Below are 15819 nucleotides of genomic sequence, written 5' to 3' on the forward strand. Positions count from 1 at the left end.
CCACCATCGACAGCCGCCAAGCTCCGCACAGCGGAGACTGAATCCATCGCTTGAGAATCAAGCGACCACCTGTCCGTGAGAGCGGGTCAACTCCAACTCCAATCCGAGGTTAATGTAACGGCCTTTGCGGCCAACTGCTTTGCATAGCCGGCGGGCGTCAGCCCGCCAAGTGCTTTCTTGGGTCGTTCTTCGTTGTACTCCTTGGTCCAAGCGCGGATGACCGCCCGAGCGTGATTGAGGCTGACGAACCAGTGCTCGTTGAGGCACTCGTCGCGCAGTCGTCCGTTGAAGGATTCGATGTAGGCGTTCTGATTCGGCTTGCCCGGATCGATCAGCCGCAGTGCGATACCGTGACGATGAGCCCAGGTCAGCATCGCTCGGCCGGTGAACTCCTTGCCGTTATCGGTTCGGATGATCGATGGCTTGCCGCGGATCGCGCAGATCTCGTCCATCAGTCTGACCAGATGGTCACCACCGATGCTGTGCTCGGGGATGACGGCGACGGCTTCGTGCGTGGCGTCGTCGACAATGGCCAGGCACTTGAGTGCGCGGCCAGAGGCGATGCGATCGAAGACAAAGTCCATCGACCAGACTTCGTTGGCTGCGCCAGGTCTAATCAGCGGCTGCCGATCGCCAGGCTGGATCTTCTTGCGTCGCCGTCGACGAACTTGCAGCTTCTCCAGGGCGTACAGCCGTTCGACGCGTTTGTGATTGACCAGATGCCCCGCCTGGCGAAGCTTCAGATAGATCATCTCTGCGCCGTAGCGACGGTGCCGCTGAGCCAGTGCCACGATCTCCTGGCGCAGCTCATCATTGCCGTCGGGCCGGGCAACGTAGCGCAGCGCGGACGCGCTCATGCCCACGACGCGCAGCGCATGCCGCTCGCTCATCCCTCGATCCTTCATCACCCGCACCACCTCGCGACGAGCCGGTGCGGTCACCACTTTTTTCGAAGGACTTCCTTCGTCACTTCGTTTTCGAGCAGGGCCTCGGCCAGCAGCTTCTTCAGCTTCGCGTTCTCCGTCTCCAGCGCCTTGAGCCGCTTGGCGTCCGTCACGTCCATGCCGCCGAACTTGCTGCGCCACAGGTAGTAGCTGGCATCCGAAAAGCCGTGCCGCCTGCACAGCTCCTTTACCGGCACACCCGAATCGGCCTCCTTGAGGAACCCGATGATCTGTTCTTCGCTGAATCGCTTCTTCACGTCCAATCTCCTTCGTTAAGGGATTGGATTCCAAACCGCGACGCTACTCAACTACGGGGGGACGTCGCACGGCTCCCATCAGCCGCCGCCACATCACCAAGCTAACGGTTGACGTGTCTGTGGTGTGGAGGAGATTGAAAAGCATGAGCTTTGCAGACTTACTCATCTTGATCTGAAGCCCAACGCCTGAGCTCAGGGGCGTTTGAGGCGCGGGCCATTTTGCGGAAGCAAAATGGGCTGCGGGTCAAACGTCCCCTGCAGCGATTTGTTGGGCGGCAACACGCCAACACTCACGCCGCTTGTCTGGTCGTTAATAAACCAAGCTTCAAGTGTCCACTCCGGCCATAGCCAGTTTTCGAAGACGTTCTGGAAAGCATTCCTGCATGGCTTCAACATGCTCAACAGAATACATATTTTCGAGCGTCGCGGTCGAAACAGCAAAATAATTGATTGCTCCCAACACTTGATAGACATGAGTGAAAATTGACCCCTCATCCTCTTCTTGCCAGTTTGGATCGCGACGCAACAGGTCGGCCAATCCATCCAAGAACGGTTTGAGATACCAGGTTCCTGCTTGGGCCGCACGACGGCGGTTGTCCAGGAGTTCACGCATGAGAAGGAGCGTGTCTTCCCGATGTTGCAGTGTTCGCAGATAAATGCGGGAAACCGCATCGGCAAATGCACTTGCTGATTCAACCTCAGTCGGCTGTATAGCCTCCGTCATTAATCGCTCGGAGATCGCAACAAGCACGGCGCCGTAGAGCTTCTCTTTAGTCCCGAAGTGATGAATCAGCGCCTGCTTGGTGAGGTCCAACTCCCGTGCGATCTGATCCATGCTCGCACCATAAAACCCTCTCTCGGCAAAGAGCCTCAAGGCGGCGGCGAGCATCCTCTGACGCGTTTCCATAGCTTGTCCTGTGCTGGTCTGTAACCAGTATAGCTTGACGCTTACCACATGGTAAGCCAGAATAGCGGCCTACCAATTGGTAAGGAGCCAACCATGCGCCGCGATGAAGAAGTGATCCTGCTCGAGGAGCTCGTAGGATTAAAGAAGGAAAAGCAGCTTTTCCTGGACGATGCACCGACCAGTAATCCAGTCGACGACTACACAGATGCGACACGCTTCACCACCGAAATGAGGCAGATTTTTGATCGCATGCCTTTGATCATCGCCCATGCCAGTGAACTCGATGGCCCCAACAGCTTTCTTCGGCGCACGGTCAATCAGCGACCACTGTTACTACTTCGAGGGGATGACAATGAGGTTCGGGGATTTATCAATGTTTGTCGCCACCGGGGAACGCGCCTTGTGAATGATGAAAGTGGCTGCAAGCGGCGACATTCTTGCCCTTACCACGCCTGGACCTGGGATAGCCGCGGACAGTTTGTGAATGGCCCACATTTTGACGCAGGGTTTCCGGGCGTGAACAAGGAAGATCTCAACTTGAAACCCGTTCCAATAGCCGTGCGACATGGTTTCATCTGGCTGTTGCCAGAGCATGGTCGGCAGAACATTGAAGAGTACTTGGGTGAATTCGATTCGGCCTTGGCCTGGGCCGGAACCGAGCGACTCGTGGCGCATCAGTCAGACGTGCAATTGCGACACTGTAACTGGAAAATATTGGTAGAAGGCGGCATCGAGGCTTATCACTTTCGCGTCGCACACCGAAACACTATCGCGCCGCTGTTCAACGACAATCTTTCCAGTTATCAGTGCCTCGGGCCACATATGCGATCCGTGTTACCACGAGCATCAATCTCAGAGCTGCAAGAACAGCCTCGTGAGCAATGGAATATTCGGGAGCATGCCAATATCTTGTTGAATGTGTTCCCTAGCAGTTCACTGTTGGTACAGTCTGATCACGTGATCTGGATCGGAATTAGCGCGCTAGCCGCCGATCGCAGCGAAGTACGAATGATGACGCTTAAACCGGCTGATTCGAAGCAGACTCAAGACTATTGGGACAAAAACCATCAGCTGACTGTGACCACGCTCAACGAGGACTTCGATATCGGTGAAAGCATCCAGTCAGGGCTACTCAGCGGCGCCAACGACGCCCTGAGATTCGGTCGCTTTGAAGGCGCCCTGAATCGCTTCAATGAGACCGTTCGTTCTCACTTGCACCCGCCAGAAGCCTAGCGACAAATAGCCTTTCGGTTTGCAGGTAATCTCACTTGCCGCCCAACGCCCGGGCTAAGCCGCGGACCCGCCGGAGGCGGGGCCGTCGGCTTGAGCACGTTGTTGGGCCGCACTCCACAGCTCGGCGGCTTGACTGCAAAATGCCTCAAACTCGGCCGCCGACGAAAATGATCGCCTCGGAATGATGTGGAACATATAGCTGCTTATGCGGATGAGTAGGTGGTGCCGCTGCTTGGTGAGAGACAGAACGCCCGACCACCTATTTAGGCCTTCATTTGCGTCTGTCTTCTCACGCAGCCCCTCCGGGGAAAGCGTGTACTCGTGAACTCCGAGCACGCCGCCTTTGTCGCCAACCGTGATCAGCATCATCAGCGTGGAAACTGCGAACCCTCCAAGCAGTCCGCCAAGTGCGCCACCAATAGACGCCACCGCTGCGACAAAGACGGTCCGAACGGAAACGCACTGCTCTCGAAACAAAAGAAATGCGAATATGCCAAGCCCAAGAATCCCCATGAAGATATAGTTTGAGTGTGCTCTTGGGAGCGTGTAGAGACTGATCAGAAGTAAATCGCTCCGCTTGATGCTGACAATTGCTTTCATGATGCCCAACGCCCCGGTTCACTCGCGGCCCTGGCGCCGCGGAGCGGCGGCAGGGACGTCGGGTGGAGCCGATGGTTGGGCCGAGTCACGTCTGCCCAGCGCATTTCTGATAGCTTGATTCAGAAGCTCATCATCTACGCGGTCAGCTGGCGCGATATACAAGCCAAGATTATCTGCGGCCTGCTGCCAATTCTTGAGGATGTGCTCTATGGTTGCCGTGTTCCCGGAAAAGAGCCAGTTCCCGATGGCAACGAGACACTGTGCTGACTCGTGGACCTTCTCCCACGAAGGCAAACCGAAAACACGGCTCACGTGACGATAGAGCGGGATCATCTTTGCATCAGCGTATAGCTGGCCAGACAAAAGTCGGAACTGCTCTCGTGTCTTCTTCTTTTCGTCATCTTGAGAAACCACAGGATTGAAGAACACCGGAGCATGCAGAAGATACGCGTGTGAAACCGACGCGATGGTCTGCTTCAACTTATTGACTGGCTCCAGAATCATCTTCAGGAAGACTTGCCCTAGTACGAAGACAAGTACACCGCTGAGGACTGTTGCAAAGACACCTGTCACCAAGCTTCTCCTAGGCCCAACTAGATTTGTGCCGATGTCGGGGACGCTGCCATAGCGGTGATAAAAGTTCAATTATCCATCTGGCCAATGGTTTAGCCGTGGAAGTCCGTTTTATGCTGCATAAATATTTCCGGACAGGTGAGGGGTCAGGAAATGGAAGGCAAACCAGTGCGTTTGCTGGACCGGCTGCGGGAGGCGATCCGGGTCAGGCACTACAGCTTGAGCACTGAGCGGGCGTACTGCGACTGGGTACGTCGTTTCATTCTGTTTCACGACAAGCGGCACCCGCGGGATCTTGGTGCCGCGGAGGTGACAGCATTTCTCTCGCATCTGGCGGTTGGTCGGAATGTTTCCCCGTCGACCCAGAATCAGGCCAAGGCCGCGATTCTTTTCCTGTACCGGCATGTGCTTGAACTGGAGCTGCCGTGGCTTGACGAGATCGTTCAGGCCAAACCGCGCCAACGACTTCCGGTCGTGCTCACCGAGAATGAGGTCCGCCGCCTGCTCCTTGCCATGAGCGGCGTCTCGGGTCTGATTGCCAGCCTGCTGTATGGCGCCGGCCTGCGCCAGCAGGAGGCGCTGCGTCTGCGGGTGAAGGACGTGGAACTGCAGCGACGGGAGGTAGCGGTCCGCCAAGGCAAGGGCGGAAAGGATCGGGTGACAGTGCTGCCGGAGAATCTGGTCCTGCCGCTCCGTCAGCAGATGGCATCATCAAAGGCGCTGCACGATGCCGATCTGTCTGCAGGTTTTGGACAGGTCTGGCTGCCCGATGCACTGGCGGTGAAGTATCCGCAGGCTGCACGGGCCTGGGGCTGGCAGTTCGTATTTCCGTCGCGACAACTTTCGACCGATCCCCGATCCGGCGTGGTACGGCGACATCACATTCAGCCCGACACGGTTCAGCGGGCGATTGCGACGGCCGCGCATCGCGTGCGCATTGCCAAGCCTTGTTCTCCGCACGTGCTGCGGCACTCGTTTGCGACGCACCTGCTGCAAGCCGGCTACGACATCCGCACGGTGCAGGAGCTGCTCGGTCACTCCGATGTGAGCACGACCATGATCTACACTCACGTCCTCAATCGGGGTGGGCGAGGCGTGGTCAGCCCGCTCGATAGAGTGGGCTGATGCGAAGCACTGCTTCGGCCTTTGGTACCGGTGACCGCGGAGCAATTTGCCGATGAGCAAGTCCGGCAGGCCTGGGTTGATCAGGAGGGCATGACGGTGCTGAATATGCACAGCGACGCGCACCGCGAAACGAATATCGACGTCTTTGTGACCGAGCCTTTCGATTTCGACCGTGAGTACGCTGCCGCATACATTCAGGAGCTGGTGCTGGGATTAAAACTGCCGGTGGCGAGTCTGGATACGCTCATCGAAATGAAGCGGCTCGCGGGTCGGACGAAGGATCTGGCGGACATTGAAGAACTGGTCAGTATCCGGGAGCGAATCCGTGACCAATAGCGATATCGAACTCCCGCCCGGCGACTGGCCGGTCAGCTTCGACGCGGTGCGCGTGGCGCAGCATCTGCGGTTCCGGGCTTTGCCGCAGCGCGAGAAAATCCAGGCCATGGAGGACATGGCGGAGCTGGTGGCGCACTTTCGGCGCCAGCGGGAGGCTGCCCTCACCGCCGGCCCCTCACCCCAGCCCTCCCCCCGTGAACGGGGAGAGGAGGAAGATCGCGGTTAGAAGTACTCGCCCTTGAACAGGTTGGCGAAGACCACCTGTTCCAGCGTCGGCTTGGCGCCTTCGCGGCGGCCCTTGGCGGCGCTGGAGGATGGGAACAGATTGAAGCCCTTGTTGAGCACGTAGTCGTTGAGCTTGGGCCACAGTGCGTAGCTCACGGCAGCGGCGGTGCCCAGCGGCGTGGCGATGGACTTGGGGCGGTCGAGGATCGCCTTCATCACGGTGTCGCCGGCCTTCTCGGGACTCCAGGTGGGCACGTAGTCGTAGAGCTTGGTGGGCGCGATCATCGGCGTGCGCACCAGCGGCATGTAGATGGCCGTGACCTCGATGTTGAGGTGCTTGACCTCCGCCGACAGGCAGCGCGAGAACGCATCCAGCGCGGCCTTGCTCGCCACGTAGGCGGAGAAGCGCGCGGCGTTGGCGAGCACGCCGATGGAGCTGATGTTGACGATCTGCCCGCTCTTGCGCTTGGACATGCCGGGCAGGAAGTTGAGGATCATGCGCACGGCGCCGAAGTAGTTGAGCTGCATCGTGCGCTCGAAGTCGTGGAAGCGTTCCATCGACTCGAACACGGCGCGGCGGATCGAGCGGCCGGCGTTGTTGACGAGAATGTCCACGTGGCCGAAGTCGGCGAGGATCTGCTGCGCGCAGGCGTCGATCGCGGCCATGTCGTTGAGGTCGCACGGGTACACATGCGCCTCGCCGCCCATCTTCTCGATGACCGCACGGGTCTCGTCGAGCTTTTCCTTGGTGCGCGCGACCAGGATCACCTTGGAGCCGGCAGCGGCCAGCTTCTTGGACACCACGAAACCGATGCCGCTCGATGCGCCGGTGACCACGGCCACCTTGCCGCCAAGTTTCTGCACCGCACGCTCGGGCACCTTCACGTGCAGGTCGAGCTGCAGCTCCCAGTAGGCCCAGAGCTTGTCGGCGTAGTCACGGATGTCAGGACAACTGACGCCGGAACCCTTGAGCACCTTGCGCGTGTGCTTGTCGTCGAACACGGCCTGGTTGCTGACATAGCCGAGCACCGACACCGGCACGCCGATGGCCTTGGAGATGCGCCGGCGCACGACATCCGGAATGCGCGAGCCGACTTCGGTGGTGAGCTGCCGCACGCCGGTGGGCACCGGCGGCAGTTCGAACTTCTTGGCGAACTGCGGGCCGTGCGCGGCCTCGAACAGGGTCTGCAGCAGCTCGCCGACCGTGGGCGAGCGCGACTGGATCAGGCAGAAGCACTCACCGTCGTGCCCGTCCTTGTGCGCGATCGTGTCGATGGCCTTGGCCACGTAGTCGACCGGCGCCAGCGGCACGCGGCCGCCCTCCACGCCGAGCAGCGGCAGCCACTTGGGCACCGAGTAGCTGATCTTCTGGATGGTCTTGAAGAAGTAGTACGGGCCGTCGATCTTGTCCATCTCGCCGGTCTCGGAGTGACCGACGACGGCACCGGGGCGGTAGATGCGGAACGGCACCTGCGCCTCGTCGCGCACGATCTTTTCCGACTCGTACTTGGTGCGGAAGTACGGATGGCCGAGGCGCTGGCCCTCGTCGAACATGTCCTCGGTGAAACGGCCGACGAAGTCGCCGCCGGCCACCGCGACGCTGGAGACGTGGTGCAGCCGCACCTTGCCGCCCAGCTCGTTGCAGAAGGCGACGAGATTGCGCGTGCCTTCGTTGTTGATGCGGTCGCCGGTGGCGTCGTCCATGTTCATGTCATAGACGGCGGCGAGGTGGAAGACGTGGTCGATCTTGCCGGCCAGCTTCTTCAGGTCGGCCGGCGAGACCAGGCCCGGCTGGGTCACGTCGCCGATCACGGGCACCACGCGCTTGCCGGCGGCGCCGTAGCGGGCCTGCAGGGCCTCGACTTTGCCCCTGGACGACTCGCGCACCAGCACGTGGACCTTGGCGTCCTCGCGCTTGAGCAGTTCTTCGAGCAGGAACTTGCCGATGAAACCGGTGGCGCCGGTGACGAAGTAGTTCATGGTCTTTTCTCTCCACACATCTCGTTATGCGACCGGAAAATCATCTTACCGGACCGTCGCGGCGAAACGATGTCGCCGTGGCGCCGTCACGGCCTGTCGGCGCGCGTGTCGGTGCCGGCGCGGGGGCTGCCGTAGGGGATGGGATCGGGCGAGCGCATCCAGCCAATGTCGCCGGGGATGATCACGAACCACCATTCGCCCTCGGCGTTGTAGACGCGCTGGCGCACGACCACCTCGGTGCCGGCCGGCAGCGTGCGCGAGATCCGCGTCCCGATGCGCGGGCTGTCGCGGAAGGGGGTGTCCTGCAGCAGCTCGATCACCTGACCGGAGGCGCGGGCGGCCGGGCTGAGCCGGTCGCTGCGCGGCAGCTCGTCCTCCAGCCGGGGCTCGGCCGGCGGCGCCGTCAGGACCTGTGGCGCGGCTGTCGGCGCCGGTAGCGGCGGGCGCGCCGTCGCTTCGATGCGCGGGGCCGGCTTCGGATTTGCCGGCGGACGCGGCAGCACGACGGGGGTGGCGACCGGCGTCGGCGTCGCAGCCGGGGCCGGGGCCGGTGTCGGTACGGACGTCGGTGCAGGCGTCGGGGCGGGTGTTGGCGTCGGCGTAGGGACAGGCGTCGGCATCGGCCGCACGCTGGGAGACGGCGACGGCATCGGCCGGACGGTCGGACGCGGCGTCGGCGTAGAGACGGGTGCCGGAGCTGCCGCGATACGCGGCAGTACCGCAGCTTGCGGCGTAGCGGTCGGGGTCGGCGCCGGGACCACGCTGTCGTCGAAGAATTCGTGCACCGACGGCATGGGCGCCGCGGCCGGCAGCTGCACCGGACGGCTGGCGACCGCGGGCTTCGCGGACGGCACGAGGATCGGCTCGCCGCGCCGCGATGCGACCTGCGGCTCGGGCGCACGCAGGCCGAGCATGCGCGCGGCGGCGTGCTCGATGCAGTGCGCCGTCGCCAGATCGAGATAGCCTTTCACGAGGAAGGCGTTCTGCGCGAGCAGCGCCTCGCGCGACGGCGGGTTGTCGATGTCCCCCTGCTCGCTGCGGCATTCGGCGGTGGCCACGAGCGCGCCCTGGGCGTCGACGAGCCGCAAGCGCGCCGCGTAGTTGAGCCGGTAGCGGCTGCGCGCGGTGACGTAGTTGTCGAGTCCCCAGCTGAGGGTCTTCACGTCGAGAACGTAGTCCGCGCCGGGGTGAGCGGCGGCGAGTGCCGCGGGCTCCGAGACGGCGGACGGCTCGGCGTCCGTGGACAGCACGATCATGCCGCGCTCGGTCGCCAGCCGGATCGCCAGGCCGCGGCCGATGCCGGCGGCGGGGTCCGCGAGCCCGTATTCCGCGGCCAGGTCGTCGCCGATCCCGTCGGCCTGCAGCGGCGGCGCCGGCTGGCGCACGACGACGAGGCTGCGGTCGAACAGGGCCTCCGGCGGCAGGTCCGGGGAACGCTGCGGCGACAGGCCCGCGCAGGCGCCCAGCAGTCCGGCCGCGATGGTCGCCACGCTGATCGCCACGCTGATCGATGTTCCCGCACTCCGCCCCACAGCCGTCTCCGCTCGTCCTGGTGTCTGCATCCATGGCCCGGGTCGGCACCGGGTAGCCGGCAGACGCCAGAACCGTGCCGTCCGCGCCGCCTGCGCTCAGTAGTCGCCTTCCCGGTGTTGCGCTGCCTCGCGCAGCGCCCGCCGACGGCCCAGACGCTCGCCGGCGTCCTTGTCGGTGACCCAGATGACCTCCGGGAACAGCAGCACCCGGAGCAGGCCGACCAGCATGTACAGATAGCTTAGAGAAAACAGGATGCCGCAGAAAACCGACACCCACTCGAAGCTCGGCGCCAAGTACTTGATGCCCCACCACGACATCACGTCGGTGAGCGAGGCCGACAGGCCGATCGGGAACACCCACTGGTACGGCCACAGGTGGTTGAACTGCAGCGAGAAGGGGATGCCGATGATGAAGAAGCTGGTGGTGAAGCCGAACAGGTGCGCGTGGGTGAAGGCGATCAGCTTGCCCAGCGACATCTGCGCGAAGTAGGCCTCGGCGCTGCCGTGCAGGCGCAGCTGGTACCAGATCTCGGACGCGCCGAAGGCGAAGGCGATGCCGAACAGCACCGTGGCCATGGCGATGCCGCGCTTCACCCCGGTGGGCAGGCGGTGCAGGTTGATGTCCAGCGTGTGCGCCTGGAACGGCACCATCCACCAGAAGAAACCGATCAGGAAAAAGAAGAACGCGATCAGGGCGAGCGGCCCGCCGACGGTGATCCAGCGTGGCGTCGGCGGCGGCAGCTCGACGATGTCGGTGCTGACCACCGGCGCGTCGCTGAAGAAGTCGAACTCGTCCTCGGCAACCTGCCCGGCGGCTTCGGCCGCGATGTCCTGCTCGGCCGCGGCCTGGGCCAGCACGCGCGTGCCGCCGATCGCGGCGATCAGCACCAGTGCCAGCAGCAGCTCGATCAAGTGGGCGCGGCGCGGAGTCATCGTCAGCCGCCCTTGAGGCGCACGTAGACCAGGGTGCCGGCGTTCTTCACCGCGCGCGCGATGTCGGCCGGCAGCCCGTCGCCCTGCGCTGCCGGCAGTGCGTCGAGCGCCACGCCGGCATACGCCGCGTAGAGATCGGCGCGCGCCGCGGCCGGCACGTGCTTGGTGTTCAGCGGCGCGATGCCGGTGATGCGCAGCTGCCGGTCGGTGGTCATCAGCAGGAAGAAGGTCTTATCGCCATGCGCGACCGGGAAGATCAGCGCGGTACCGACCGGCCGCTGGTTCTCGAGCGGCACGTAGATGGTGTTCTCGTCCTCACGCGTCAGCGTCGCGCCCATCGCCGCCGCGCGCTCGATGTCCGCCGGGCTCAGCACCGCGTCGCGCGGGAGGTAGGCGCGCACACCCGGGAATGCGGCCTGCACCTCGCGCGGGATCAGGCTGGCGGTGTCGAGCCAGTCGCCCTTGATGTCTGGCGTCGACTTCGCGTCGGCGGGATTGGCCTTGGCCAGCGACTCCGCCTCGTTGGCGACGCCGTCGCCGTCGGCATCGAGCGCGGCCAGGGCGGCGAAGGCGGCGAGGGTCATGCCGGCGTCCTTGAACTGCTGGCCATAGGCATTCACCGGTGTGCCGCCGCCGTCCTTGTGGCAGGCATTGCACGAGGGGGTGTAGCCGTACTGCTGCTTGTACAGACGGGCGAATCCGGGTTCCGCACTCGCGGGCAGCGTGAACAGCAGCGTCAGGATCGCGCAGCCCACCCTCTGCCCGTTCTCGTCGAGTAGCCGCAACGCGGCCGCCCCCAACCGCGACATCGCTCCGCCAACCCCTCGATACACGGCAGCTTCGCTGCGGCACCCGGGGCGAACGGCACCGTTTGAAGTCATTGCGAGCATCTCGTCCATCGGCTCCCTCAAAAATCGAACAGGCCGGGCACCTGCTCGCGCATGCGTTCGAGCAGTGCCGGGTCGCGCTCCACGGCCGCGCGCAGGCGCGCGTACTCGGCCGAATCGGGTGGCGGCATCAGCTTGGACGCCTGCGCGGTATTTTCATAGCGCGCCCAGTCCAGCGCATCGCGGATCTCCGGCTTGCCGCGGATGTTCGCGGCCACGGCCGCTTCGTCCTCGCCGGACATGAAGTCGAGGCGCGCCGCCGGGTTGCCGCGATGGCAGCCGAAGCAGTACTCGGCATAGGGCTGCAGCGGCGAATTCGCGGACAGTTCCAGCGGCGGCGCGGTGAGCGCCACCGGTGCCGACATGGCGCTCGCGGCGAGACAGCAGTAGTCCGGAACCGGCACGCCGATCTGAGCGAACAGTGCTTGCAGCAGGCGCACGCGCGAGACCGGCGCAGCGTCGAACATCGCGTCCGGGAGCGCCGCAACGGCGGCATCCAGACGGGCCGCGTCGTATCCGCTCGCGGCGTCGAGCGCACGCAGGTCATCGGCGGTGAACAGCGCGGCGATGCCGTAGACGCCGTCGAGGGTGTCGGCGGCGAGCCGGCGCTTGGGCGGGCGCGGGGTCAGCGGATCGAGATCCGCCGGCAGTTTCGGCAGGCGGTCGAAGGTTTCGAGATCCTCGTTGTCCCTGGCGCCGGCGGTCGGATCGGGCGCCGCTTCGAACAGGACACGCAGCCGTGCGCGCCAGCCCCGTCCTGCGGCGAGCGGGTCGCGATTGCGGATGTCGGATTCGGGAATCGCGATCCCGTCTGCCGGCCAGTGCGCAGCCTGTAGTGCGCGCAAGCGCCCGACCTCGTCTGCGTCGACATTGAACGCACCCGGATCGCTTGCATAGCGCAGGCCGAGCCGGAGCATCGTCCGCCTGCACATGGCGTCGTTGTCGCAGCCGTCGATCCACAGCCGTTGCAGCGCGACGGTGAAGGCGCCGACATCGGTCAGCTCGTCGAAGCGCTCGGGCATCGCCAGCGGCACCTGCGGCGGAACGCCGAGATACGCCTCACCGCCGCGTGCCGCCGCAATGCGCGTGCCGATCTCCGGCTGCGCATTGGTTTCGTTCCAGGGCCGCTGCGGGAAGATCGGCGTGGCGCCCTGGTGACAGGTCGTGCACACCGCCCGGCGCGCGTAGACGATGCGCCGCTGCCCGTCGGCGGCGTAGTCCTGCACGAGCTGGAACTCGTAACGACCCGCAAGCTCGTTGTAGCTGATGACCTCGATCTCGCGCGCGTTCTCGACAAAGCCGAGAAACAGCCGCCCGCGCGCGGCGACACCGAGGCTGGCCGGCGTGTTCGGGCCGTGGAAGTCGGCGGCATAGAGCACGCGCGGCTGGTGAAAGTCCGCCTGCGCCTTGAGCAGCGAACGGCCGAGCGGGATCGCGAACTGCACCGGCGCACTGCCCTCCGGCGCCTGCCGCTGGATCATCGCCACCAGGTCCTCGAAGGGATACGGCAGGCCGTCGTTCTGCGCGACCAGGTGGTCGAACAGCGAGCGCGTGCCGGCCGGCGGCAGGTCGTCGTTCGGGATCGCGCGCGCGGACAAGGTGTCCGCCTGCGCGGCGACCTCGGCGGCACGCGCCGTGACCGACGCATCGGAGGTATCGCCTTGCCCGCCGACGATCCACCACGCGCCGGCAGCGGCGAGCAGCAGCGCGAGAACGATGAGGCTCAGCGTCCGCATCGCGCTACGCGGAGACCCCCTGTACCCGGGCGCAAGGCGTCGGGCGGCAGATCGGCACGATCACAGGATCTTGAGGAACTCGCGCAGCGCGAGCTTCTCGTCGTCCGACAGCGAGACGCCGAACTGGTGACCCTTGTTCTCGACCGGATCGTCGCACTTCATGAACAGCGGCTTGTGCGGGTCTGAGCTGGTGAAGGTCATGATCGGCGTGCCGGCAGCGACCGGCAGCTTGATGAAGCCCTGCTGGTCCTCGCGCGGCGCGACCTTGATGTCGCGGTCGGTGACGCTGATCTTCTGCGGCCGGTGCGGCGTATCCGCGGGGTTGTCGGACATCATCAGCTCGGCGTAGGCGTTCTCGAACTGCGCGACGCGACCGGCGACGGTGTAGTCGACGGTCGTGCCGTTATCGAGGTAGGTCAGCTCCCCGATGGCGTTGTTGTGCAGGAACGGCGCCGTGGCCCAGACCGACAGCAGCGAGAAGTTGCGCAGGTAGCCCGGGCCGCCCTCGATAGTGCGCTCGCCCGGCACCTGCTTGCCGCCGAGCAGCGGCACCATGCGGTTGATCACGTTGGGCTCGGCGCCCGGCGACGGGCGCTGCTTGTAGGTCTCCGACGAGAACTCCTCCCAGATGTGGCCCTCGTTGTGGTTGTCGTGCAGCGCGCGGCAGCGGTTGGTTCCGACGATGTGGAACGGCACCGGCTCGTCGTTGGACAGCCAGTCCTGCGCAAACACGCCCTCACTGGCGAACTGACGCGGACGCATGTTGCCGTCGGCATCGGCGACCAGATACTTGGCCCTGAACGCCTCGCTGCTGCGCTCCTGCTCGGTGAACTCGAGCTCCCAGAACTGCTCCGAACCGAAGACGTGCCCTTCGTAGAAGCGCGCGAGCGCCGCCTTGTCGGCGCGGATGTTGTCGGGCGCGACCCGCGAGCTGTGGCACTGCGCGCATTCGCGCGCGAACACCTTGCGCCCCTGCGGCACTTTCGCGGTGTCGACGAAGGCGCTGCCGGGGGTGCCGTCGACATCGACGGCCTTGAGCAGATAGGTCGGGCCGCCGGTCATCAGGAAGGCCGCGAGGTCCGGCATCTTGGCGTCGGCGTGGTTCCAGGCTTCGCAGTCCTTCGCGCACTGCGCGATGCGGAACGGCTGCTGCTCGGCCTTCTCGCCGAAGAACGAGCCGGGCACCGGGAAGTTGGGCGCCCAGCATTCCTCGGTGCACATGCCGATGTTCACGTAGACGCGGATCAGGGCCAGGTGTTCGCCGACCGAATCCTCACCGCCCTTGAGCACCGCGCGCGTGCGCGCCGTGCTGATCTTACCGGTCACCGGATGTTTCATCTCTTCTTCGAACAGCCTCTTGTTGAAGAAGTCCATCACGTTGTTCTGCGTGCCGGGGTTGTGTTGGAAATCGGTGGCGACGAGCGAGGTGTCGATGGTGCCGACGCGATGGCCGCGGCCGAGCACCTGGCGCACGAGGCTGTCCTCCGGCGTGCCCATGACGTACTGCATCGGCTGCATCGTGTACTGGTTGCCGATGGTGGCGTGGAGGTTCTCCCACTCCGGCTCGTTGGGATTCTCCGGTGGGTTGGTCGGATCGAAGGCGACGTGGCATTGCACGCAGGGACCGCCCAGCACGTAGCGCAGGTTCTTCTGCAGCTCGTCCTCGCGGTATGGCGACGTGGCCGGATCGAAGACGACCTTGCCGCTCTCGTCCTTCAGCGGATCGGCGTGGTACTTGCGGTAGCCGAGCACGCCGGAGCTGTGCGGGTCCGGGCATTTGTCGTACCAGTTCGTGCTGGCATCGCCCTGCTCGCAATCGGGGTCATTGATCATGCCCCACTTGCTGAAGCGGTACGGCCGCGTGCGCGTGTCCAGCCACGGGTACCAGACGTTTTCGCGGCCCACCGTGCGCGCGAGATGCAGATACTCCTCGTCCTGGTTGCCGAAGGTGCCCTTGAACCAGACATCGCGACCGCGGCGGACGATCTCGCGCGCTGCGCGCGCAGCCTCCGGATCGCGCTGTTCCAAATCATTGAACAATGAGTTGACGTAGCGACAGGACTCGGCATCGTAGCCGGTCGGCTGCGGCTGGTCGCAGGGCGGCGGCGCGGCCTGCGGGATCGGCACGATGTCCCAGACGATCGGCCCCTGGTACTCGTGCGTGTACGGGCTGTGGCCTTCGTGCCAGGCCTTGCGCGAGGCGAGCGTCGCGTAGAACTCGGCGGCATAGCGCTCGCGCTCGGCCTGCACCTTGGGCGAGCCCTCCCAGACGCCGGTGGTCAGGCTGCGCTCGACGAGGTCGAAGACCGAGACCGAGCGGTTCTCGGAGCGATACGGCGTATCGGGTACCGCGTATTCGCCCCATTTGGGGAAGAAGGCCTCCGCGTCCTGCGCCTCGTAGGCCTGCGCCGGCATCACCAGTGCCAGCCCCAGCAGCACGGCGGTTGTCTTGCCCATGGTCTCCCCCGACATCGCTTACATGTTGTCGGACGAGTCTAACGTGACAGGCACAAAAAGGGCCGCCCCGCAGTGCGGAGCGGCCCAGCCTTCC

At 64.3% G+C, this 15819-nt stretch carries 14 protein-coding genes; 4 read left to right on the plus strand and 10 right to left on the minus strand.

The annotated features are described in order from the left end of the window. Positions 1–86 precede the first annotated feature (86 nt). A protein-coding gene (locus tag C8D93_RS16745; RefSeq protein WP_380731582.1) for an IS3 family transposase occupies positions 87–1201 on the minus strand; the annotation gives its coding sequence in 2 pieces (ribosomal slippage) (positions 87–949 and positions 949–1201; 1116 coding nt in all). A 325-nt stretch (positions 1202–1526) separates the two neighbouring features. Next, entirely contained in the window at positions 1527–2108 is a 582-nt protein-coding gene (locus C8D93_RS16750) for a TetR/AcrR family transcriptional regulator (RefSeq protein WP_110266385.1), read from the minus strand. A gap of 93 nt (positions 2109–2201) precedes the next feature. Between C8D93_RS16750 and C8D93_RS16755 the strand changes: the two genes are divergently transcribed. Next, on the plus strand, positions 2202–3341 hold the full coding sequence (locus tag C8D93_RS16755; protein WP_170124078.1) for an aromatic ring-hydroxylating oxygenase subunit alpha: 1140 nt from the start codon (positions 2202–2204) through the stop codon (positions 3339–3341). A 54-nt stretch (positions 3342–3395) separates the two neighbouring features. On the opposite strand, the gene C8D93_RS16760 is transcribed toward C8D93_RS16755, so the two are convergent. Further along, entirely contained in the window at positions 3396–3941 is a 546-nt protein-coding gene (locus C8D93_RS16760; RefSeq protein WP_110266387.1) for a YcxB family protein, read from the minus strand. Positions 3942–3959: 18 nt separating this feature from the next. After that, positions 3960–4514: a hypothetical protein gene (locus C8D93_RS20490; RefSeq protein WP_146216640.1), complete on the minus strand. Its 555-nt coding sequence runs from the start codon at positions 4512–4514 to the stop codon at positions 3960–3962. Positions 4515–4667: 153 nt separating this feature from the next. Here C8D93_RS20490 and C8D93_RS16765 point away from each other — a divergent pair, with 153 nt between their 5' ends. The 3 genes from C8D93_RS16765 to C8D93_RS16775 are packed head-to-tail and all read left to right on the plus strand — an operon-like array spanning position 4668 to position 6201. Beyond that, positions 4668–5639, plus strand: coding sequence for an integron integrase (locus C8D93_RS16765; protein WP_110266388.1), 972 nt, complete (start codon positions 4668–4670; stop codon positions 5637–5639). A gap of 30 nt (positions 5640–5669) precedes the next feature. Continuing rightward, a complete protein-coding gene (locus C8D93_RS16770) occupies positions 5670–5975 on the plus strand; it encodes a hypothetical protein (protein WP_110266389.1) in 306 nt (101 codons plus the stop codon). Then, a complete protein-coding gene (locus C8D93_RS16775; protein ID WP_110266390.1) occupies positions 5965–6201 on the plus strand; it encodes a hypothetical protein in 237 nt (78 codons plus the stop codon). Before C8D93_RS16770 ends, C8D93_RS16775 begins: the two co-directional genes overlap by 11 nt. Here C8D93_RS16775 and C8D93_RS16780 read toward each other — a convergent pair. The 6 genes from C8D93_RS16780 to C8D93_RS16805 form a co-directional block, all read right to left on the minus strand. Then, positions 6198–8180, minus strand: a complete 1983-nt coding sequence (locus C8D93_RS16780; protein ID WP_110266391.1) for an SDR family oxidoreductase — start codon at positions 8178–8180, stop codon at positions 6198–6200. The two genes, C8D93_RS16775 and C8D93_RS16780, sit on opposite strands and share 4 nt — an antisense overlap. 86 nt (positions 8181–8266) lie before the next feature. Continuing rightward, positions 8267–9670, minus strand: coding sequence for a hypothetical protein (locus C8D93_RS16785; protein ID WP_146216641.1), 1404 nt, complete (start codon positions 9668–9670; stop codon positions 8267–8269). 138 nt (positions 9671–9808) lie between these two features. Then, entirely contained in the window at positions 9809–10645 is an 837-nt protein-coding gene (locus tag C8D93_RS16790; RefSeq protein WP_110266393.1) for an Aq_1264-related membrane protein, read from the minus strand. A 2-nt stretch (positions 10646–10647) separates the two neighbouring features. After that, positions 10648–11454: a hypothetical protein gene (locus tag C8D93_RS16795; protein WP_146216642.1), complete on the minus strand. Its 807-nt coding sequence runs from the start codon at positions 11452–11454 to the stop codon at positions 10648–10650. A gap of 98 nt (positions 11455–11552) precedes the next feature. Next, a complete protein-coding gene (locus tag C8D93_RS16800) occupies positions 11553–13268 on the minus strand; it encodes a hypothetical protein (protein WP_110266395.1) in 1716 nt (571 codons plus the stop codon). Between the two features lie 60 nt (positions 13269–13328). Beyond that, a complete protein-coding gene (locus tag C8D93_RS16805; protein ID WP_110266396.1) occupies positions 13329–15725 on the minus strand; it encodes a hypothetical protein in 2397 nt (798 codons plus the stop codon). Positions 15726–15819 lie beyond the last annotated feature (94 nt).

It is taken from the genome of Sinimarinibacterium flocculans (genome assembly GCF_003201205.1).
In the GTDB taxonomy this organism is placed as follows: domain Bacteria; phylum Pseudomonadota; class Gammaproteobacteria; order Nevskiales; family Nevskiaceae; genus Solimonas; species Solimonas flocculans.